The sequence below is a fragment of the Aneurinibacillus sp. XH2 genome, from assembly GCF_001439585.2.
GTDB classification, from domain to species: domain Bacteria; phylum Bacillota; class Bacilli; order Aneurinibacillales; family Aneurinibacillaceae; genus Aneurinibacillus; species Aneurinibacillus thermoaerophilus.
In genome coordinates, this window is record NZ_CP014140.1 from 2,880,918 (window position 1) to 2,901,364 (window position 20,447).

Annotated in this window: 17 protein-coding genes; 5 read left to right on the forward strand and 12 right to left on the reverse strand. The window is 45.2% G+C overall.

Annotated elements, in window-relative coordinates:
* Positions 1-185: 185 nt before the first annotated feature.
* From ACH33_RS19450 to cimA, 4 genes are all read right to left on the reverse strand, one after another.
* Positions 186-341, reverse strand: coding sequence for a hypothetical protein (locus tag ACH33_RS19450; RefSeq protein ID WP_156424083.1), 156 nt, complete (start codon positions 339-341; stop codon positions 186-188).
* 440 nt (positions 342-781) lie between these two features.
* A complete protein-coding gene (locus ACH33_RS14285) occupies positions 782-2,440 on the reverse strand; it encodes a 2-hydroxyglutaryl-CoA dehydratase (protein WP_091259826.1) in 1,659 nt (552 codons plus the stop codon).
* Positions 2,441-2,482: 42 nt separating this feature from the next.
* Complete coding sequence (locus tag ACH33_RS14290; RefSeq protein ID WP_057899620.1) at positions 2,483-5,986, reverse strand: BadF/BadG/BcrA/BcrD ATPase family protein; 3,504 nt, start codon at positions 5,984-5,986, stop codon at positions 2,483-2,485.
* A gap of 460 nt (positions 5,987-6,446) precedes the next feature.
* On the reverse strand, positions 6,447-8,072 hold the full coding sequence (gene cimA / locus ACH33_RS14295) for a citramalate synthase (protein WP_057899621.1): 1,626 nt from the start codon (positions 8,070-8,072) through the stop codon (positions 6,447-6,449).
* 166 nt (positions 8,073-8,238) lie between these two features.
* Here cimA and ACH33_RS14300 point away from each other — a divergent pair, with 166 nt between their 5' ends.
* Both ACH33_RS14300 and ACH33_RS14305 read left to right on the forward strand, forming a co-directional pair.
* Positions 8,239-8,985, forward strand: coding sequence for a DUF3109 family protein (locus ACH33_RS14300; RefSeq protein WP_162265042.1), 747 nt, complete (start codon positions 8,239-8,241; stop codon positions 8,983-8,985).
* Positions 8,986-9,068: 83 nt separating this feature from the next.
* A complete protein-coding gene (locus ACH33_RS14305) occupies positions 9,069-9,323 on the forward strand; it encodes a DUF2621 family protein (protein ID WP_057899623.1) in 255 nt (84 codons plus the stop codon).
* A 101-nt stretch (positions 9,324-9,424) separates the two neighbouring features.
* Here the strand turns inward: ACH33_RS14305 and ACH33_RS14310 are convergent, their stop codons facing one another.
* From ACH33_RS14310 to ACH33_RS14320, 3 genes are all read right to left on the reverse strand, one after another.
* Entirely contained in the window at positions 9,425-10,660 is a 1,236-nt protein-coding gene (locus ACH33_RS14310) for an MFS transporter (protein ID WP_057899624.1), read from the reverse strand.
* Positions 10,661-10,922: 262 nt separating this feature from the next.
* Entirely contained in the window at positions 10,923-11,117 is a 195-nt protein-coding gene (locus tag ACH33_RS14315) for a twin-arginine translocase TatA/TatE family subunit (protein ID WP_057899625.1), read from the reverse strand.
* Positions 11,118-11,201: 84 nt separating this feature from the next.
* Positions 11,202-12,053, reverse strand: a complete 852-nt coding sequence (locus ACH33_RS14320; protein WP_057899626.1) for a metallophosphoesterase — start codon at positions 12,051-12,053, stop codon at positions 11,202-11,204.
* Positions 12,054-12,174: 121 nt separating this feature from the next.
* Between ACH33_RS14320 and ACH33_RS14325 the strand changes: the two genes are divergently transcribed.
* Positions 12,175-12,534 (forward strand): hypothetical protein, encoded by a 360-nt coding sequence (locus tag ACH33_RS14325; protein ID WP_057899627.1) that lies wholly within the window; start codon positions 12,175-12,177, stop codon positions 12,532-12,534.
* Positions 12,535-12,591: 57 nt separating this feature from the next.
* Positions 12,592-13,104, forward strand: a complete 513-nt coding sequence (locus tag ACH33_RS14330; protein WP_057900405.1) for a PCYCGC motif-containing (lipo)protein — start codon at positions 12,592-12,594, stop codon at positions 13,102-13,104.
* A 113-nt stretch (positions 13,105-13,217) separates the two neighbouring features.
* On the opposite strand, the gene ACH33_RS14335 is transcribed toward ACH33_RS14330, so the two are convergent.
* Positions 13,218-14,177: a tRNA modification radical SAM protein MnmL/YtqA gene (locus tag ACH33_RS14335; protein WP_057899628.1), complete on the reverse strand. Its 960-nt coding sequence runs from the start codon at positions 14,175-14,177 to the stop codon at positions 13,218-13,220.
* Positions 14,178-14,207: 30 nt separating this feature from the next.
* Positions 14,208-14,651: a DUF441 domain-containing protein gene (locus ACH33_RS14340; RefSeq protein WP_204244840.1), complete on the reverse strand. Its 444-nt coding sequence runs from the start codon at positions 14,649-14,651 to the stop codon at positions 14,208-14,210.
* Between the two features lie 497 nt (positions 14,652-15,148).
* Here ACH33_RS14340 and typA point away from each other — a divergent pair, with 497 nt between their 5' ends.
* Positions 15,149-16,984 (forward strand): translational GTPase TypA, encoded by a 1,836-nt coding sequence (gene typA, locus ACH33_RS14345; protein WP_057899630.1) that lies wholly within the window; start codon positions 15,149-15,151, stop codon positions 16,982-16,984.
* 39 nt (positions 16,985-17,023) lie between these two features.
* On the opposite strand, the gene ACH33_RS14350 is transcribed toward typA, so the two are convergent.
* The 3 genes from ACH33_RS14350 to ACH33_RS14360 form a co-directional block, all read right to left on the reverse strand.
* A complete protein-coding gene (locus tag ACH33_RS14350; RefSeq protein WP_139184888.1) occupies positions 17,024-18,496 on the reverse strand; it encodes an LCP family protein in 1,473 nt (490 codons plus the stop codon).
* Positions 18,497-18,694: 198 nt separating this feature from the next.
* Positions 18,695-19,483 carry an alpha/beta hydrolase gene (locus tag ACH33_RS14355; protein ID WP_057899632.1) on the reverse strand — a complete coding sequence of 263 codons (789 nt, stop codon included), beginning with the start codon at positions 19,481-19,483 and terminating at the stop codon, positions 18,695-18,697.
* Positions 19,484-19,718: 235 nt separating this feature from the next.
* Positions 19,719-20,078, reverse strand: a complete 360-nt coding sequence (locus tag ACH33_RS14360) for a hypothetical protein (protein ID WP_057899633.1) — start codon at positions 20,076-20,078, stop codon at positions 19,719-19,721.
* Positions 20,079-20,447: the final 369 nt, after the last annotated feature.

Below are 20,447 nucleotides of genomic sequence, written 5' to 3' on the forward strand. Positions count from 1 at the left end.
TCAATCATTCGGATCGTTTATCCAAATATTTCTCCCATCATTGATGTGATGGGAGAAATATCTTTTAGAGGGTAACGAGCATGGCTATCCCCTTAGCCACTAATACCATTAATGTAACAATTTCCAAAATCATCGAAAAACGTGTGCTTCTTTCCATCCACATGCACCACTCAATTTTCATGTTTTTATTCTTTACCACCTATCACACTCATCTGAACCTTATATTTCCCTGAGCGTTTCCCCACTCCATCCCGACGTCGTTTCTCACATCTCTTCTCCCCTTCAAATTCTTTATCAAATTCATCATCATAAAACGCAGAAAATGCTGGCGACTTCTCCACTCCAAAAGTGACTCTACAGCGTCAATTCGACGTTTCGATCATTTATGGCAAAATAAAAAACCTCCAAAAAAATATGGAGGCTTTACTTTAAGGAATTTTTTTAACCGAATAGCCCAAAAGTCTCCCGCTTCGATAAGCGGTGAGATGAATGGGCTTCGGATAAGGACAAGCGTTAGCCTGTTCAGTTATCCAACAATTTGGTAAACTAAAAATATGATATTCTTCGACAACTGGATATATGAGGTTGCATGGAGAAATGAAAAATGCGAAAACCAAGCGATCCCTTCCATGCGTAAAATATCCAAGGGAATGAAGAACTCCGAAACGTCGGACATCTAGGGTAGGGACTACCCGAAGTAACGCTCAGGGAGAAGAAAGGTTGCTTTCTTCGTGGAGCTGAGAAGCCCCCACCTCTAAGCGAAGCGCAGGTGGTGGGTAGTTCACACTCCTTCTATTTCCTCTTTGTTGCGTCGGAAGAACAATTCGCCTGTAAACCTGCACGTACCATATACCGCATTCGCCGCCGTACAAGCAACGACGTGACGGCTTGTTTGCAAAGGATGGATAAACTTTGAACGAGTCGCTACCTTCTGAAGCTGTTCGACCGTAAAACCTTTTTTCGTTAATGCTTCGTTAAACTCCTGCTGCGCAGCCTGTTTTGCCTTAAATAGCATCATCTGCACTCTGCTGTATACATTAATCGCTCCGTCTCCCGTCGTTTCAATCGGAAGAAAGATCGTTTCGGGATACTTCTCAGTAATCAATGACTGAACCCCGTCGGATACCCCGGAAGACGGCATGCATCCAAATGGCTTAACGGAGATGGTCATGTTTACTTTTCGTTTTTTCACATTAAGGATTAACTTGCCTACTTCCATATGCCCTTCCCCGCCGCGCAAGTGATTGTCATAGTGTTCATGGGCAACTCGGGCAATCTCATCCATGTCAGGTAAATGGTAATTATACAAACCGATTATCTTGGCGTACATCTGAAACATGATCCGAAGAGCACGATCAGCCACCCATAACATACGCAAATGCAAAATAGGTTTTTTTCCCTGCAGGCCGTAACGTCCAGAGTCCGACTCGCGCAGATTCATTCGCCTCAGAGTATCATAGCGACCCTCCCAGATAAGATACAGAATCCAAGCTGTCACTGACTGTACGTCGACTTCAGCCCCTTCCTGCTCCAGAAAACGCTGCAATTGATAATTGCCGTCCCCTTCTGTTGTCATGGCCCAAAACTCACCGATAATGCTTACTTTAGGCTTTACCTGTGTCCGGTCTACCCGAACAGCTTGCAATTCCTTACGGCATCTAATGAGCGCTGGAATGAGCCACCTCCGCCTGCTTAAGGCGTCATACAAGTGTTGTTTGCAACGGCTTAAGGCTGCCTCCGTCGCGCCTTTTTCCACTTCATAAGGACGAATACGGTACCCTAATGCATTCAAAATGTCTCCTAAAAGAACCGCTTTTAGAAAACTGATGAAAAAGGAAGTGTCTAATTTGAGGGCTGATTCTCCACCAGTTGCCTGCTTTAAACCGTCTTGCTGCTGAAACAACAGAACACGAAAACCGTCAAATCCAGCATCCCGCAAGGCCTTCCGGTACTCCGTGACATAAGTGCCAAAGCGACAAGGGCCGCAGGAACCGCTAGTAATAAACAGATAGTTGCGGATGATTTCCTCTTTCGATTTCCCTTCCACATCCCGCAAATAACACAGGTATTTGATTAAATTGCCTACAGTGAAATATGTCGGGTTGCACTGCCCACGGTTGCCAAACTCCTTGCCGAACCGAAGCGACTCGTTGTCCGGGCAGTCCAAATGCTTGATCTGATATCCCAACCCTTTTAGAGCGCCCTCTACCAGATAATCGTGAACCATCGTCAGTCCACCAAACAAAATAGTCGTGGTCGCTCTGTCTTTAGCCAAAAACTGGCGGGGAACCGGATCAAACCATTGGTTCTTTTTTTGCTGATGTAAACCCAACTCTTTTTCCAGTTCTATCTGAAACCGACGCAATTCGTCTTCGTGAGAATGCTGAACTTGGAATTGACCATTGTCCTTGGTGTTTACAGACTTCCCTATCCTATTCATTGATGTACTCCACTCCTTGTCTTAATAACATTCAGACATGTTTTAATTTCCTGTTTTGGAAATACTTCCTTCCACATATAACTCAATTTGTTTGGTTTGTTGCCGATTCAGCAGCTCGGCGCGTTTTTGTTCAAGACGCTGCTGCAATTCTACCTTTTTCTGAGCCATATCCTGTAGACGCTCTTCGTTAAGTCCCAGGCTATGAGCATATGTCTTCACCCGAATCTTAATCGAACCGCTTGGTTTATTGGCATCAATGTCATGCAATGCCGAATAAGGGGTACCTGCGGTTGAAATAATCGAATCAATCAACCCATAGGTAGGAGCGTCATGTCCACACTTAAAACTGGACAAATCTAATACCGCCACATTGGGGTGGCGCGCGGCAAATTTGGCCGCCCAGACCTTTTGTACACTATTGGAACTGAAGTTTTCTGGCCACACATCGGTTACTTCCAATGCGTAATCGACACGCCCACTTTTTAAATCATCTTCAAAAAAGCGTCTCAGCCATGTTTCATCTTTCGGAATAGAGCGCATGGACAGAATGGGATAGCCCAGCACTTGAAACTCTTCCAATACACCGTGATTAAGTCCCGGATCGGAATGATAAGGACGCCCAATCATCAAAATGGCAAGACGATTTTCTTTTTCTACCTGTTCAAGAATTATCCGACCCTTTTCCTGCATTTCCATATCGAACATCTCCATCGCCTTAAAGCCTTGCTCCACAGCGAAATCGCTTTCATCTTCTGTGATTTGAAGATGTTCTCTAAACGCTTCATACAGCTGCTTTTTCATCAAGTTATGTTCCGTAAAGGTTACCGCCGGATCAAGATAGGTAACCCCTTTCGTGGCAAAAAAGTCAATTTCTTTTGTAAAGGCGGCCTTAATTACATTCGGAGCACCGGCCACAATTGGGCAACTGGCCGAATCCATCACATTTTGCAAGTGGGTCGGAATATGGGTAATGCATGGGAAAAAGATGTAGTCAAGAGGCTTTCGCTCATGATGCTTAAACAATAAATTATGGATATGGGCCTGAGCTACCTTCGAAGGATAGCAAGGGTCTATCGAGCCGTACTTTCCACCTTCCTGCCACATTTCCTCGCTTGTATAGTCGCTGAAAACAATGTTTCGTTGGTCAACACCAAGCGTCTCGAAATATGTACGCCAAAAAGGAGCTGTAGACCAAATATTGAGCACCCGGGGAATTCCGATCCGAATTTGCTTCCGCCTTTCCATCGCTTCATGCGAAGAGCGCCTAAAACGTCGCTTATATGATGTTTTTCGGAGCCCACCTAGCCCAAACCAGCGGCGTGCTACCTGTATATCATCCACTATCGTACCTGGTTCAGGCAAAGCTTGCGGTTCATAGAAGTGTTGAAACATGCGGCGCGCCTCGTACTCCACCAAGTTTGGATAATGCTTTTTGAGTTCTTGCCGCTCCTTAGTCAGTTTGATGACGGCTTCTTTGTTTTCAACGGTTCCTTTTTCACAGCTAAAACCGGAGATATAACGCGCTGTTTGTCCATCTGGCGTTTGCGAATCAATAAAGGTTCGGCTGCAATGATTGGGACAGAAGGTGCACCGGGTAGATTCATCGTTGCGAGTCACATAACGTAAATGAATAGCGGCATCCAGCCCTAAGAACGTTGAATACCCCCGACGTTTTACAACACGCAACGTTTCCATCGCGGCTCCGATCGCTCCTGCTTCCCCCGGATGGGGATGAACGTAAACCTCTGCATCGGGAACCCGCTGTTTAATGTAGTCGACCTGAGCTTTTACTGCGGCTAGATTATATTGGGTTCCTCCCTGTAAGACAAACTTGCGCCCCAATTCAGCCATACGCGGGATCTGCACCACATACTGCCATACATTTTTTGGCAATACCAGTGCCAAACCTGCCAACAATTCTTCCTTAGAATACCCTTCCTTCTGGAAATTCACCCGATCTGCATCAAGAAATACAGCACAACCATATGAAAATTTCGGAGTGAGGTCAGCCCTGAAAGCAGTATCCGCATACTCCTGAATCGGAATGCCGAACTGGTCGGCCATGGCTTGCAGCAACATCCCGTTCCCGGCGGAGCATTGATTTGACAATCTAAAGTTACGAATATCTCCGTTTTTAAGGAAAAGCACCTTGATATCCTGCCCGCCGATATCACAGATAACATCGATATCGCCAAATTGATGAACAGCGCTCATCATATGAGCAACCGTTTCCACAATATTGACATCCGCCTTCAACGTTTTTTCCAGCACATCTGCCGCATATCCTGTGGCGCCAAAACCAATGATCTCTAATTCGGTTCCTTGACCCTCTACCTTATCCCGAATCCGCTTTAACATTTCTTTCGTATCTTCGAGCGGGTTCCCCTTAGAAAGTTGATATTCCTTAAGCAGAATATTCCCGCTTTCATCAACGAGCACGGCTTTGGATGACGTGGAACCACCGTCGAGGCCAATAACTGCCCTTACCTTCTGTCCCGGCGCAAAGGAAGCTGGTGTGAACGAAGGAATCGTATAATTCTTGCGGAATTCTTCCAGTTCTTTTTCACTACTCACCAGAGGCGGGCCGGCATTCTCACCCAGTTTTGCTTTTCGGCCATGAGCGATAAATTCCTTCAGCCCTTTCAAGCCCGTGTAAGTACCTACACCAGTCGGTTCATGCATCCCGTACATAACGGCACCGTAAGCTGCATAATACTGTGAATTCTTAGGCACAAAAATCAATTCATCAATCGGTATGTCTTTAGGGTAATTGTATCCTCGTTCTTGCCAGGTTTCAGGGATACGTTTTCGCCAGCATTCTTGCAGAAAAGGCAAATATGTATTCGGACCACCCAGCAAAAGAACGCGGTGCCGCAGCGTGTTTCCGCGAGTCAGAACGGAAAGGTTCTGCATAACAATGGCATCCGCCAGAGAACACATAATTTCCGCGGACGGAATCCCGCTTTTCACCAGATTAACAATATCCGTTTCAGCAAATACACCACACTTTGCGGCTACATGGTGCAGTTTGGTATCGTCAAAGTGTAGCCGGCCGACCTCTTCCATCGGCATTCCCACTTTGATCATGCACTTGTCAATCGTGGCACCTGTACCGGATGCACATTTGTCATTCATCGAGGTAAGCGCTTGCTTGTTGCCTGTTTCCTCGTTTTCCTTGAAAATGATAATCTTAGCATCCTGACCTCCCAATTCAATTACGCTTCCTACATCGGGATGAAGATGTTCTACCGCCATCGTGACAGCATTCACTTCTTGAACGAACTTCGCACCAATGTGCTCAGCAATTGGGCCGCTACCGGAGCCCGTCATAAATACGCGAATATTTTCTTGTTTAACGTGGGAAAACTCATTACCGATAACAATCAAGAATTCTAAAACCTTCTCCGCCTGCTTCGTGTGGTGACGTTGATAGTCTGACCAAAGAATTTCTTTGGTTTTTGGGTCTACCACGGTTGCTTTGACGGTCGTAGAACCAACGTCGATCCCTATGATTAAAGAGTCTAATCCTTTGGTTTCGTTTTTCACGAAATCACCCTTTGTTAAAATGTAACATTTAGGTTCAACACCAAAATCTGCAGTTGACGATTTAGCATGCACGCTTGTCTTTTCATTTTTAGTAATACATTTTTTGGATGTTAAACCATTATTTTATTAAGACATCATTTATTATTAGAAGAAATTAAGTAATATATACATAGTGAAAACTTTTTTTTCAGCACTATAACCACGTCAAAACGAAACATAAATGTATAAAGCTGAATGAATAAAGCGGTCATAAATGATTAAAGAGGATATAATGAAATGTCCATGAGGTTGAGGGGCCTAGTTATAATAAGACGAGGAATAAAGATATCATCAAACAGTTCAATACTATTCGGCTTGATAAATCATGACTTGAGGTTGAAGAGGAGAAGGAAAAGAACGACATCACTCTTTATCGCTGTTCGGATCGTTTCTCCCCTTCCCCTTCTTCATCCTCTTGTCATCAATGATTTAAAATTCCCAGACGTTCCTTCTCTTCCAGCTGGATGTCCACCGCTTCTTCATGGCGCCCCAAAAGCGCGTAACGCATACTGTCAAGCAGCGCTTCCCAACTTGCTTCGATTACGTTTGTCGACACGCCGACCGTACTCCAACTATCGCGGCCATCTTTTGTTGATTCTACCAGCACACGCACTTTTGAAGCAGTCGCCTCGTGTTCACTTAACACGCGTACTTTATAATCGGTCAAATACATTTCCTTAAGATCAGGAAAGAATACTTCAAGCGCTTTGCGCAGCGCATTGTCCAGCGCATTAACCGGCCCGTTTCCTTCCGCTACCGTATGTACGGTCTGTCCATTTACCTTCACCTTGACGGTCGCTTCTGTTACAACGTCCTGTTCCCCGATCTTTTCCATCAAAACTTTAAATGACTCGACGGTAAATACTTCTTCATAATCGCCGAGTCCTTTACGCACCAGCAGTTCAAACGAAGCTTCTGCACCTTCGTACTGGTACCCCTGGTATTCAAGCTCTTTTACCTTCTGGATAATGGCGCGCCCTTCCGGTTTATTTTTGTCTAAATCAATATTCAGTTCCTGCGCTTTAAACAGCAAATTGCTTTGTCCAGATAATTCTGACACCAATACCCGACGCGTGTTTCCTACTGTTTCCGGTTTAATATGCTCGTACGTTTCCGCGTCTTTCAAAATCGCGCTCACATGCATTCCACCTTTATGCGCAAAGGCGCTCTGACCTACAAATGGCTGTGTGTTCTGGGGTACGATGTTTGCAATTTCATACACATAGCGCGACGTGTTGGTCAACTGCTTCAATTGTTCGTCCGATACACAAGCATAGCCAAGCTTTAACTGAAGATTCGGAATAATAGAAATCAGATTGGCATTGCCGCATCGTTCTCCCAATCCATTGATTGTTCCCTGAACTTGCGTTGCTCCCGCCGCCACCGCTGCCAGGGAATTCGCCACTGCCAGCTCTCCGTCGTTATGGCAATGAATGCCGATCTTCGTTCCTACTTCTTCGCATACTCGCGCTACAATCTCGCTGATTTCATGCGGCAAGGAACCACCGTTCGTGTCGCAAAGCGTCAACCAGTCCGCTCCGGCCTCCATGGCTTTGCGGATCGTTACCATCGCATATTCCGGATTGTGCTTGTAGCCATCAAAAAAGTGTTCAGCATCGTAAATGACTTCCAAACCTTTGTCTTTCAGAAAGCGAACCGATTCATAAATCATGCTCAAATTTTCCTCCAGCGTCGTACCGAGCGCTTCAGTCACATGAAAGTCCCAGCTTTTCCCAAAAATTGCAACAGCTTCGACTCCGCTCTTGAGAATCATATTCAAATTTGCATCTGCTTCCGCCGTTACGCCAAAGCGGCGTGTACTGCCAAACGCCGTAATCTTCGCGTGTTTCAGCTTCAGTTCTTTTGCCCGTAAAAAAAACTCCATATCCTTTGGATTGCTTCCCGGCCAGCCACCTTCAATATAATGGACACCAAGCTGATCGAGTTTTTTTGCGATTTTCAGTTTGTCATCCACCGAGAGACTGACACCTTCTCCCTGGGTGCCATCCCTCAGTGTTGTATCATAAATAAATATCTGAGTTTTCATTGTTCCATCATTCTCCCCTTCTCTTAATCTCTCAGTAGCTCCTTTGAGCGATTATTCGCAATTGATTATTTTTTTCTGTAAAGTATATCATATCACATAGAGGGTAGCTATAAGAAGCTTTTTTGATTATTATAAGTAAGAATTACGAAACGAAAGTGTGATGTTTATGCGCAGTCGTTATTATGGCACACCGGAAGAACTAGGATTCGCCGAATCGTTAGCAGTATATGAATACATCGTGCCACGTCTCGGGAAAACCATTCTCCGACACGGTTCGTACTTAATTGATATAAATGCCCTGCTTACCCCGGTAAATCTTGATTGCTTCCACTGCCATCTCGTGCACGGCCACAATTGCTGCGAAAAGGGGCAGCCCTACTCCATGCACGGCGATAACCTGGCGCTATTTGAAAAACATGCGTTTACGATCTTGGAAACGTATACGAACGACGGGCGCGCGCAAGAAGCAAGGGAAAAAGGGGTGTTCGAGAAAACGATCCATACGAACTACTATTCTTCTATCCGTACGTTTGAAGAAAATTGTCTTTATTTAATAGAAGAAAATGGAAAGCGTATCTGCGCCATCCATAAGTACGCGCTGGATAAAGGAATGAACCCATCCCAAATTAAACCTTTTAGCTGCTCTTTGTTCCCTCTCGAAATCATCGAGTGCGACCTCGGTCTTTTAATCACGGCAGCCATCCGCGAAACAGAAAGTTTTAGCCGGTGGGGCGATTATTATAGGAAAAATTACGCATGCGTCAATCCAAAACGCCGCCCCGCCGGCTCACCAAAAAACTACTTTGCGCCTGAAGGCTACGTTCCAGCATGGACATGGGCCCGCAGTTTGCTCGCTACGTACTGGGGAGAGCGCACTGTACAGGAAATTGAAGCCCTCCTTCATAGCGAATAAAAATGGGTAACCTTCTATTTTTCTCCTGTTGCAGGTATAATAATAAGGACGATTATGAATCCAGAAAGGATGTTCAAAAAATCATGAAATGGCAGGATGAGTCAGCCCAACTTCTTGATGAACTTATGAAACCGCTGCCGGTATTTGTGCGACCAATGGCAAAAAAATCAATCAAAAGTAAAGTCGAGCAAGTAGCCCAGCAGGCAGGGGCCGAAGAAGTAAACAAGGATCACGTTGTGCGCGGCTATATTATGGCCGCACCGGACAAAAGCCGGGCGGTAACGGCACTTGAAGCAAACCAAATCGACCTTTCTCCGTATGCCGATCTTCTAAAATAACAAAAATTAACATATTATTTTATTCCATTCTAAAAATGGCCGGGAATGCGAATCTCCCGGCCGTTTTTTATCGCAAATGAGGAACCACTTGCGAGTTTTTCTCATTTTGAATGCAACATATGAGCGAGCAAAGTACGCGGCGTTTCCGTACGGTGCAACGTATATTTCACCCACAAGGTGTTCATCAAAAATAGCGAAGCGGCCATAAAAAATAGACCGTGCAAACCAATGAAGCCGCTCAACATCCCACCTGCTATCGGACCAAGCAAATTCCCCAGATTCATCGCGCTCGTACTGTATGCAAACGTCTGGCTCTCCATCCCTTCCGGCGCATACTTGCGAATAAGGTTATTGACCGAAGGCACAAGGCCACCTATACACATGCCAAGCAGGAATCTGAGGATAATCAAAGGCCAGACGGAATGCACAAGACCCTGCGGAATAAAAAAGACAACTGCACCGATAAGGCAAATTAATAATACGTACTGTGAACCGATTTTGTCACCCCACCTACCAAGCAGAGGCGCAAATAGCATGGTGGAAATGCCTGAAGCCGAAATGACGATGCCTACCATAAGCGACACAAACGCTCCGCTGTCCCATAATTCCTGTACGTACGAAGACATGAATGGATTCGTGCTCATTATTGCAAATTGAATCAAGAAACCAGTCAAAAACAATCCTGGCAGGGGAGATGTGTGCAAAATTTTGCGGAATCCTTTTTCTTCTTTTGTCTCTATCGCCGCTTTTGACTTCGGCTGCGGCTTGTTGATTTCCCTAACGAAAAGAATAACCAGCATCGAGGCACCAAACAGCATCATCCCGGTGATGCGGAAAATGTCGCGAAAAGTAACCCATTCCGCCAAAAGTCCGCCAAGCAATGGGCCAAGAATCGTTCCTGCGACCGCGCCGGACTGCAAAAAACCAAGCGCGTAGCCGGTCTTTTCTTTCGGTGTATTGGTAGATACAAGCGCTACAGCCGCGGGCACAAATCCAGAAATTAAACCGTTAAGCAGACGGAGGACAAGCAGTTGCACAGGCGAAGCAACAAATCCCATGCAGAACGTCACAAGTGACATTCCGATACTGGAACGAATCAGCATCACTTTGCGCCCAGCTCTGTCAGCAAGCTTGCCCCAGACCGGCGCCAGCAGAAATGCAGTCAGAAAGTTCGCCCCAAAAATCCAACCGGTCCAGCGCTGAGCCGCAACCGGATCGCTGACGCCCAAATCATGTTGCAAAAACATCGGCAAAAACGGAATGATCAAATTCATAGCGGCAAGCACCATAAACTGGGCAAACCACAATATATATAAATTCCGCTTCCATATTTCCATAAATATACTCACCTTCCTTTCGCCTAAAGCTGACCAAACACAAAAAGCCCTAACACACCGTACGTGTAAGGGACAAACCAGAGCCGAGTCTTCAACTGCTTACCGTTACTTTATCGCTACTATATTTTATTATAGCTCCCTTGCTATAAAAAGTAAAAGAACTTATCAAATAGGGAAACTCGCAGACTTATGCCCGCTCGCTTTTTTCCGCAACTATATTCTTAATACAACAAAAAAGGATGCTTATGCACCCTTCATTTCTTTATTTAATTTCTTTTAACTGCGATGTCTTTTTGTCATCATCATCATCTAACGTCAACTCACGCGCCGAATTTTTAAATTCTTTCAATGTCTGTCCAAACGCACGTCCGATTTCAGGCAATTTCTTGGGGCCAAACACGATGAGCGCAATTACAAGAATTAAAATAACGCCGGGAAATCCGATGTTTGTAAACATACGTGCTCTCTCCTTATATAGACATTCATAATCTTATTATAAACGAAAATTGAAAAAAATACATAAAATAAGCCCACCTAATTATCACAAATTCGTGAAACGACTCAAGGTAAGAACGTGCCATTCCGGACGGCACAAAAAGCGAATCGGCAGAATCGTCGTACCGATGCCGCGTGAAGTATGGACAAACATGGAACTATTCTCCACCTTCTGCAAACCATCGGGATATTTTCGGCCATATGGCGGGTATAATATACCTCCTACAAACGGAAAGCGAATCTGCCCACCGTGACTGTGCCCCGAAAGTTGCAAGCAAACACCATAATCTTTCGCAAGATCGGCTAAATCCGGCTCATGAATTAATGCGATTGTACAACCGCCTTCCGGAATATCAGCAAACGTTTTGTTCCAATTCGGCTTCCTCCAAAAATCATCTAAACCCGCAATCCAAATACTTTGCCCTGTTCTTTCGTGCGTAATCTTTACATGTTCGTTAACAAGTGGCACGAATCCCGCCGCACGGTATGCCTGGATAATCCGGTCCGGGTCCGCTTTTCCGCGCACATCATGATTTCCCAATACCGCATATTTGCCGTAAGGAGCCTGGAGGCCTGCCAACACATCCGCTGCCGCTTCCAGTTCTTCCATTCCATCATCAACTAAATCTCCCGTAAACGCAACGATGTCCGGCCGCGCTTCATTTATCCGGGAGACAAGCGGCTTAATGTCTTCCGCGGTCAAGCCGTGTCCAAGATGCATGTCTGAAAAGTGTGCAATGCGCATTCCTTCAAAAGCTTTTGGCAGCTCCGGCAACGAAATCGTCATATCGTGCCACAAAAGCTGACGCCGCTCAATAAACAGAGCATCCAAGCCTATAAGCAGCATCAGTCCACCAAACCCAGCAATAAGACGCTTTAAAAAACTTCTTCGATTCATTTTTTCCCTCTTTCTTCATATTACGTCTCTATCTCCAGTCGATTCTTTATGCAAAATACGCTACTATAGTTATCAGTTACAGACAAGACTGAAATGTAATAATAACGATGGAGGGAGATGTATGAACAAGGAGCAGATTCGCGGCTTTCTGGATAAAGCAAGGCATGCCATATTTCTCGGTGAAGAACTAAAAGAGGGAACAAAGCCAAAAACGCAGGAAGAATACCTTGAACTGTACGAAACACGAGTAGAACGGGACCCGTTGCGCGAAACTGCGCTATTAAAAGAAGCTATCACTCCCCTTCTGTCCCTCTATAAAGAAAAGTGGCGATATGATAATCGAGCGGCGGAATTGATGACCGGAAATTCGCTCCCCGAACCAGAAGATGAAGAAGGATGGTTGCTGGAAGTGTATGACGAAATTATGAATACGGACACGGAAGAAGAATGGGAGTATTTTGTCGCAAGATTCACTAGCTAATTTCTTCATTGAAAATTACGAAAAGAAATTTGGCGGAAGAGAGGGAAACTGAGCATGATGCATAGAACAAAAAAACTTTTATTTGCTGCCTGCGCTTTTATGCTGCTTACAGGAGCACTTACGGGCTGCTCGTCCAAGGAAGAGCAGCCAGACCAAGGCGGACATGCGGCTCATCAGCAACAATTGCCGGGAGGAGACATTTTGGAAACAACAGCCGGCCCAGACCAGCTTCCATCATTTCTCAAAGATTTCGATCCGCAAGTCGCCAAAGTGTATCAGGCGGTTGGGCACAATTACAAAGTGGTAGAAAATATAGCCTGCTATTGCGGATGTGGCGAAAGCGTAGGACACAAAAGCAACCGCGATTGTTTCATTCACGAAGTAAAGCCGGACGGCAAGATCGTATGGAATTCGCATGGGACGACTTGTGTGAATTGCCTTCATATCGCGGCAGAATCGATCATGATGAAGCAGGAAGGCAAAAGCCTGCTGGACATCCGTAAATATATCGACAACAAATATAAAGAAGGATTTGCCAAGCCGACCCCTACTCCTTTGCCGGTTAGCTAACTTTGTTTATCAGTTTTGTTCCGAATTGCATCGCGTAGAATACAAATAAAAATAAATAAGAAGAAAACTAAAAGCCCGGAATGCGGCTATACGTAGCCGTATTCCGGGCTTTATTACCATTTCCGAGCAAATTTCTTTCCTTGCCACGTGTCTCTGCGCTTTAATTCCGCATCAATCGCGTTCAACACTTCCCATTTTTTCCGGCTCCACATCGGACCGATAAGCAAATCCGGTGGCCCATCTCCCGTTAAGCGGTGGACAATCATTTCCGGCGGCAAGATTTCAAGCGCGTCTACGACAAGACGAACGTACTGATCTCTCTCTAAAAATTTCACTAGACCAGCTTCATACTGCTTTACCATCGGTGTTTTGCGCAGCAAATGTAACAAATGAATCTTGATTCCCTGTACATCCATATTGGCCACTGCCTGCACGGTCTCCATCATCATTTCCTCCGTTTCGCCCGGCAGACCAAAAATGATATGTGAGCATACACGAATATTATGCTTGCGCAGTTTCTCTACGCCTTCATAGTAACAAGCCGTATCGTGCGCGCGGTTAATCAATTTTGATGTTGATTCGTGAATCGTTTGCAGACCGAGTTCGATCCAAAGATACGTCCTCTCGTTTATCTCCGCCAAAAGTTCCACCACATCATCCGGCAGGCAATCTGGACGCGTCGCAATGGAGAGCCCGACCACGCCTTCCTGCTTCAGAATTACTTCATAGTAATCCCGCAGTACATCTACCGGAGCATATGTGTTGCTGTATGCCTGAAAGTATCCGATGTACTTAGCATTCGGCCATTTTTTATGCTGTCTTTCTTTTACCTCATTAAACTGTGTCACCAAATCATCACGGCGCCAACCGGCGAAATCTCCCGATCCCCGGGCACTACAGAATGTGCAACCGCCGATCGCGATCGTACCGTCTCGGTTCGGGCAAGTAAATCCTGCGTCAAGCATCACTTTGAACACTTTATCACCAAATTGCTGACGCAAATGGTAATTCCATGTATGGTATCTTTTATCCCCCCACATCAATGGGAGTGTTGTTGGTTGGGCTTGATTCATTACTCTTAACCTCCATACAGAAAGTATAAATCACTTTAGCAAATTCGCAAACAGGGCCAGTATACCTGCAGCAATAAGCGGTCCCACCGGAACACCGCGAAAAAACGCAACACCAATAATTGTCCCAACCATCAGTCCTGTTACAATTTGAGGTTGAGCAGCCAGCAGGCCAGTTCCCTTTCCGCCAAGATAAGCCACACCAATCCCTATAATTATCGCCAAAATACCCGCTCCGCTTTTTACGGTATCAAGCAAGTTTGCTATTGTAATTTTCCCCAGTGCGATTGGTGCAAGTACCCCCATTGTAAGAATGGCGATGCCAATTTTGACCGCATATTGGTTCGTCCAGTTCAACAGTTGCTCGTTCGGAAGTAACCTGAACACAATAAGCGCGCCGGACGCGATCCAGACTGCCGCATTTTTTGAAAAAATACCGAGCGCAATAATAATTGCTAATATAATAAAAGCATCCACCGACTCTCTCTCCTTTCCAAATGAGAAAGAACAGCGCCTTCTTCCTGCGAAGATGAGCATGTTCCCTTTTCAATCTGTTGTTCATTTCTTTTTCATGTTTTGCGTAAATCCCTCGTTTCCATCCACTAAAAACTTAAAAACGATTGTATAATGAAAACGGTCATAATTGGGCAGTTGACACTCTTAATTCCACACCTATAACAGTATACTCCTTTTATGTAAGTGTGGATAGAGAGCGCGTTTGATGATGACAAAAAACGAAACCTTTTTCCATTTCGTTTCGTATGCTATATAGTGAACCCCCCAGATTATACACTCTAACCTCCCTGCCTTCCGGCTTCCGGAAGGCTTTTTTTGATAGGGAAACTTCCTTAATATCCAAAAAAGAAGTAGGCGGAAAACACCGTACCGTTTTATAATACGAAATATGCATGGTATAATTGAACCTGCATGTTGCCCGCTACAAGCGGAAATATGGAAAGGAGCTTTCATACTGTATGAGTATACGCCACGATATTCGCAACATCGCGATTATTGCCCACGTCGACCACGGAAAAACGACACTGGTCGACAAAATGTTGATCCAATCCGGAACCTTCCGCTCTAACGAACAGGTGCAAGAGCGGGTAATGGATTCGAATGATCTAGAACGGGAACGCGGAATTACAATTCTTGCTAAAAATACCGCGATTACGTATAAAGACGTGACCATTAACATTCTGGATACGCCCGGACATGCCGATTTCGGCGGCGAAGTGGAGCGTATCATGAAAATGGTAGACGGTGTCCTGCTCGTTGTGGATGCGTTCGAAGGTTGTATGCCTCAAACGCGCTTCGTACTAAAGAAAGCGCTCGAGCAAAACGTAACACCCATTCTTGTCATTAATAAAATCGACCGCGAAAATGCACGTCCAGCGGAAGTGGTCGACGAAGTGTATGACCTCTTTATCGACTTGGACGCTACAGAAGAACAATTAGATTTCCCGATTGTTTATGCTTCTGGCATTAACGGAACCGCAAGCATAGAACCGGATAAACAGGATAGCGATCTACGAGCTCTGTTCGATACCATCCTAGAGCATATCCCAGGTCCTGGTGGCGATGCTGACGCCCCGCTGCAATTCCAGGTAACCATGCTTGACTACAATGATTACATTGGCCGAATTGGTATTGGGCGCATTCACAGAGGAACCATCCGCAAAGGCGATACGGTCGCCCACATCAAACGTGACGGCTCCATCAAGCAAGTACGCATCAATAAACTGTTCGGATTTAGCGGATTGAAACGAATTGAAATTGAAGAAGCAAAATCCGGAGATATTATCGCGGTTGCTGGAGTGGAAGATATTAATGTCGGAGAAACAATCGCGGATGCGGAACAGCCGGAAGCATTACCGCTGCTAAAAATTGACGAGCCGACCCTACAAATGTCGTTCCTCGTCAACAATAGCCCATTTGCCGGACGCGAAGGGAAACACGTAACTTCCCGCAAACTGCGCGAGCGTCTGATGGCTGAACTGGAAACGGACGTTAGCCTGCGCGTCGAAGAAGTAACACCAGAGCAATTTACTGTATCCGGGCGTGGGGAATTACATCTGTCCATCCTGATTGAAAATATGCGCCGTGAGGGGTATGAGCTTCAAGTATCTAAACCTGAAGTCATTATCCGGGAAATCGACGGCGTAAAATGCGAGCCAACCGAACGTCTTATCATTGACGTTCCAGAGGAATATACAGGAGCTGTTATGGAATCTCTCGGCGCGCGCAAAGCAGAAATGATTAATATGGTAAACAATGGTTTTGGTTCTGTACGCCTGGAATTTCTAATCCCATCCCGCGGGCTTATTGGTTACCGGACTGAATTTTTGACCCAAACGCGTGGATACGGCATTATGAACCATTCATTCGACAGTTACCGTCCAGTTGTATCTGGAAGTATCGGCGGACGCCGTGCAGGTGTTCTCGTATCTATGATTGATGGTACAGCCACCACATACGGCATGCTGAGCGTAGAAGACCGTGGCACCCTATTTGTGAATCCAGGAACGGAGATTTACGAAGGTATGATTGTTGGTGAACACAACCGCGACAATGATTTGGTGGTCAACATCTGTAAAGAGAAGCACGCCACCAATGTTCGTTCCGCGACAAAGGAAGAGACGGTAAAACTGAAAACGCCGCGCATCATGACATTGGAAGAGGCGCTGGAATACCTGAATGACGATGAATATTGTGAGGTAACGCCGCAATCGATCCGTTTACGCAAAAAATATCTGAAAAAATCCGAGCGTGAAAAGGCCGCAAAGCAAGCGAAATATGGAGTCAACGTGTAAAGCGAAAAAAGAGAGCCAAGTTTGGCTCTCTTTTTTCGCTTACTTTTCATCCTTATTTCCCTCAACCTTTGGAACACGAGGCTCCTCAGGAGCCTCCGGCGGAGTCGGGGCCTCCGGTGCATCCGGACGCTCGTTTTTAGAATGAGAAGATACGTTTTCACTTACCGACTTTTCCCGGTCTAACCGATTACTCTCTTTGTTATGTTCACTGTCATTATCGGATGATTTTTTCTTGCGTTCAGAAGATTTGCTGTGCTTATCCTCTTCCTCGCTCGATTTTGTCTTTCTTGTTTGCTTCTTGGGCTCCTCTTCTTTCCAGGCTTCGCCTCGCTTCGAATGGGCTGGCTTTTTTTCTCCTTCTGCAGCGGTTTTCTTTATCTCTTCTTCACCAAGCGTTTTTTTAGAACGAGTTCTTCCGCCAGCCGGTGAATCATTATAGCTGGTTACCGTAGAAGGATCAATACCCATGGACAATTGCAGCGCAACCCGGTTTTTGTCCAACGTTTCCTGCGGGATAATTGTGCGACTTGTTTTAGCATCCCAATCAACGCCCGTATTCTCAAGCTTTACAATGCTGGAGGCGTCAAGTTTGCCGAATGTCATAGCAAGTGCCTTCATTTGCTCAAGGGAAAGGTCGGTCTTTACATTTTCTCCAACCGCATCCAACACTTTAAAGAAATTCGCGATACCTGAAAACGACTTCATCTTTTCCATTGCCGCCTGGATAACAGCCACCTGTCGATCATTTCGCTCATAATCGGTTGAATAATATTTCAGGCCGCGATCATCGTGGCGATGACGTACAAAGTCAAGCGCCTGCTTCCCATTTAATGTTTGCAATCCGGGATTTAAATCAATGCTCGTCCCGTCCGTCGGGTCGTGATATACAAGCCTGCGATCCACATTGACCTCAATGCCACCAAGCGCGTCAATCCCTTTTCTAAATCCTTCGAAGTCGATAAGCACATAATTATTAACCGGAATACCATAGATACTCTCAAGCGTTTTTTTTACCAGTGAAACCCCGGTCTCTTCTGGCTCTTCCTTTTTTTGTTCCGCTTCTTCACGCATCATCTCGCCACGCTTATATACGAAGTTAATCTTATGATCAAGCGTTTCTCCCGGAATAACAACCCGTGTATCACGCGGAATAGAAAGCATTGTGATTTTCTTCGTTTCCGGATTCAGCGTCATCAAAATCATAACATCTGTCAGACCGCCTCCGTACTCCTCATTTTCTCCGCGTGAGTCTTTGCCGAGCAGCACAATTGACATCGGCTTATCCGCTTCATAAATCGTTTCTGCTTTGGCCACACCAGCCTCTTTCGTCGACAGCTCGGCTTTATCCTGAATATTATGTATAAAGCTTTGAAACTTCAAATACGCGGCGGTCGCCGAGCCGCCCATAATAAATAATATAATAGTAAAAATAGTCAACCACTTTCGCTTCCGTTTCGCTTTGCGAGCTTTTTCTTTGCTTTTACTCGCTTTGCGAGATAGTTCCTGCGACATATAGGAATCTCGCACCTCCAGCTTTCTCCTAAACTAGTAGTCTATTTTTTGACGCTTTGGCAAAAAGAAAAGTTTCTTTTTTTGCCTATAGCTAAAACAACGATAATAAAGTTTAGTAAATTATGCAAGTCCTTTCTTCGCAATATTTTTTCTGTCATCGTTCCTCTCTACTATATTGAACACTCCCACTACTTACGCCTACGCTATAATTTTCATCCATTCAAGCATAGCCGCTACCACTTCTTCTCTCTCCGGTTCATTGAAAATCTCATGGTAACACTCCGGCCACTCTATGTATTTCTTTGCATCAACAGGCAACTTTCTTACCCACTCCCTCGTAGCGGAAGGACGAACAATCTGATCGGCCCCTGCCTGCATCACAAGCGTAGGAATATTGGGATACGCGTCTATTTCTTCATGAGCAAGCCGAACCGCTTTTTTCAGTTCTTTATACCAGCGTACGCTCACTTTCATCGTGATGAACGGATCATTTACGTATTTCATCGTTACAGCTTCATCCCGACTAATCGCTTCCGCTTTAATTCCTGTGGAAAGCCGAACGCCGGGCGCTACCTTATTTAAAAGCGAAGCAAAACGTTCCAAAACCGGGGGAATCTTACGTGCAATTCCAAGGCAAGGAGAAGAAAGAACGAGCCCATCCACATCCGGCCTTCTGTCTTCTACATACCTCACTACAATAAGCCCTCCCATGCTGTGTCCGAGCAAAAACACAGGACGCTTTCTGTCATGAGCCGCTGCAAGCCAATCATCAACAGCCGCCAAATATTCGTCAAAGGTGTCAATGTGACCCCTGCGTCCCTCTGAACGGCCTAATCCCGGTAAATCCCCGCCAAATACTGAATAGCCAGCTTCATTTAATTTTTCCGCCACCCAATGGTAACGTCCAAAATATTCTCCTGCACCGTGGATAATCACAACGCTGCCTCTTTCTTCTTCGACAGGCCAAGCCTCATGATAAACCTTCATCCGTTTTTATCCTCCACCGTCTTTCCATTATCATTCTACGGACGAGGAAGCCAATTCCTCACTCTATGTTAGAAAAACTCCCGGGCGTTGCCTCTCGCCCTTTTTCCTCCGAAAAGCCAAATGACAGCTTTATATCATTGCAGGTAAACCTTTCACAAATTTTTCCTCTCCAACAATTGGTAAATAAAAAACCTCTCCACTGCGGGAGAGGTTTTGATATATCTGTCACTTACAGTTATCCTGCATGATTGGAACGGTATGCCGTCGCTAAATAATCAGCCACCTCCGCCAATTTGCTTTCCGCAGCCCAGGAGATGGAGAGCGGAATATCATCAATCCCTCCATTGTGCATAGCCGAAGACGAACTTACAGCAATATACGGTTCACCAAAACGGGCAATACGTTCGGAACTGGTTCCTTCTTCTTTAAAAGGAATCTCCAGCGCGTATATTTTATTGGTCGAGGCATCCCGCATATGAATCCGAAACACCGGCTCTTCCTTGCTTCCCTTGCGCTGGAACCCCTGTTTTGTTAAAATTTCTTCCACCAGACTCAACGGCTTCGAAACACCTGACAGTTCCTTATTTCTCAGCACTCTTCCATCCTCCTTCTTGTTATACACTTACAAGAAATAGGGCTACAAATCATGCGAGAAGTTAACTTCGTGGTGGCATTGCAACGAATATTTAATTGTAAAGTTATCTTATCATAAAAAAAAGCGGATGAAAAATGAAACATCCGGTCATTTTTTGTAATATTTCATCGAATTTAGAACATTTCTTCTGAATGACCGCTTTATCTTAACATTTCTTTAATATTCCTTTTAAAAACCAGCAACTTCTTAGGAATTTTTCGCGGAAAGGTTGCACAATGGAGGAAAGCATACTATTATTAAGACATACTAATAACTGTATAAGTGACATACTAATCTTTCGATAATAATGAAAGAATGCAGGAAAGGATA

Bases quoted from the DNA above. Each gene is read 5' to 3' on its own strand.
- ACH33_RS14350 (WP_139184888.1), bottom strand. From the start codon at position 18,496: ATGTCGCAGGAACTATCTCGCAAAGCGAGTAAAAGCAAAGAAAAAGCT.
- ACH33_RS14315 (WP_057899625.1), bottom strand. From the start codon at position 11,117: ATGTTTACAAACATCGGATTTCCCGGCGTTATTTTAATTCTTGTAATT.
- ACH33_RS14305 (WP_057899623.1), top strand. From the start codon at position 9,069: ATGAAATGGCAGGATGAGTCAGCCCAACTTCTTGATGAACTTATGAAA.
- ACH33_RS14300 (WP_162265042.1), top strand. From the start codon at position 8,239: ATGCGCAGTCGTTATTATGGCACACCGGAAGAACTAGGATTCGCCGAA.
- ACH33_RS14355 (WP_057899632.1), bottom strand. From the start codon at position 19,483: ATGAAGGTTTATCATGAGGCTTGGCCTGTCGAAGAAGAAAGAGGCAGC.
- ACH33_RS14330 (WP_057900405.1), top strand. From the start codon at position 12,592: ATGCATAGAACAAAAAAACTTTTATTTGCTGCCTGCGCTTTTATGCTG.
- ACH33_RS14285 (WP_091259826.1), bottom strand. From the start codon at position 2,440: ATGAATAGGATAGGGAAGTCTGTAAACACCAAGGACAATGGTCAATTC.
- ACH33_RS14325 (WP_057899627.1), top strand. From the start codon at position 12,175: ATGAACAAGGAGCAGATTCGCGGCTTTCTGGATAAAGCAAGGCATGCC.
- ACH33_RS14320 (WP_057899626.1), bottom strand. From the start codon at position 12,053: ATGAATCGAAGAAGTTTTTTAAAGCGTCTTATTGCTGGGTTTGGTGGA.
- cimA (WP_057899621.1), bottom strand. From the start codon at position 8,072: ATGAAAACTCAGATATTTATTTATGATACAACACTGAGGGATGGCACC.
- ACH33_RS14335 (WP_057899628.1), bottom strand. From the start codon at position 14,177: ATGAATCAAGCCCAACCAACAACACTCCCATTGATGTGGGGGGATAAA.
- typA (WP_057899630.1), top strand. From the start codon at position 15,149: ATGAGTATACGCCACGATATTCGCAACATCGCGATTATTGCCCACGTC.
- ACH33_RS14310 (WP_057899624.1), bottom strand. From the start codon at position 10,660: ATGGAAATATGGAAGCGGAATTTATATATATTGTGGTTTGCCCAGTTT.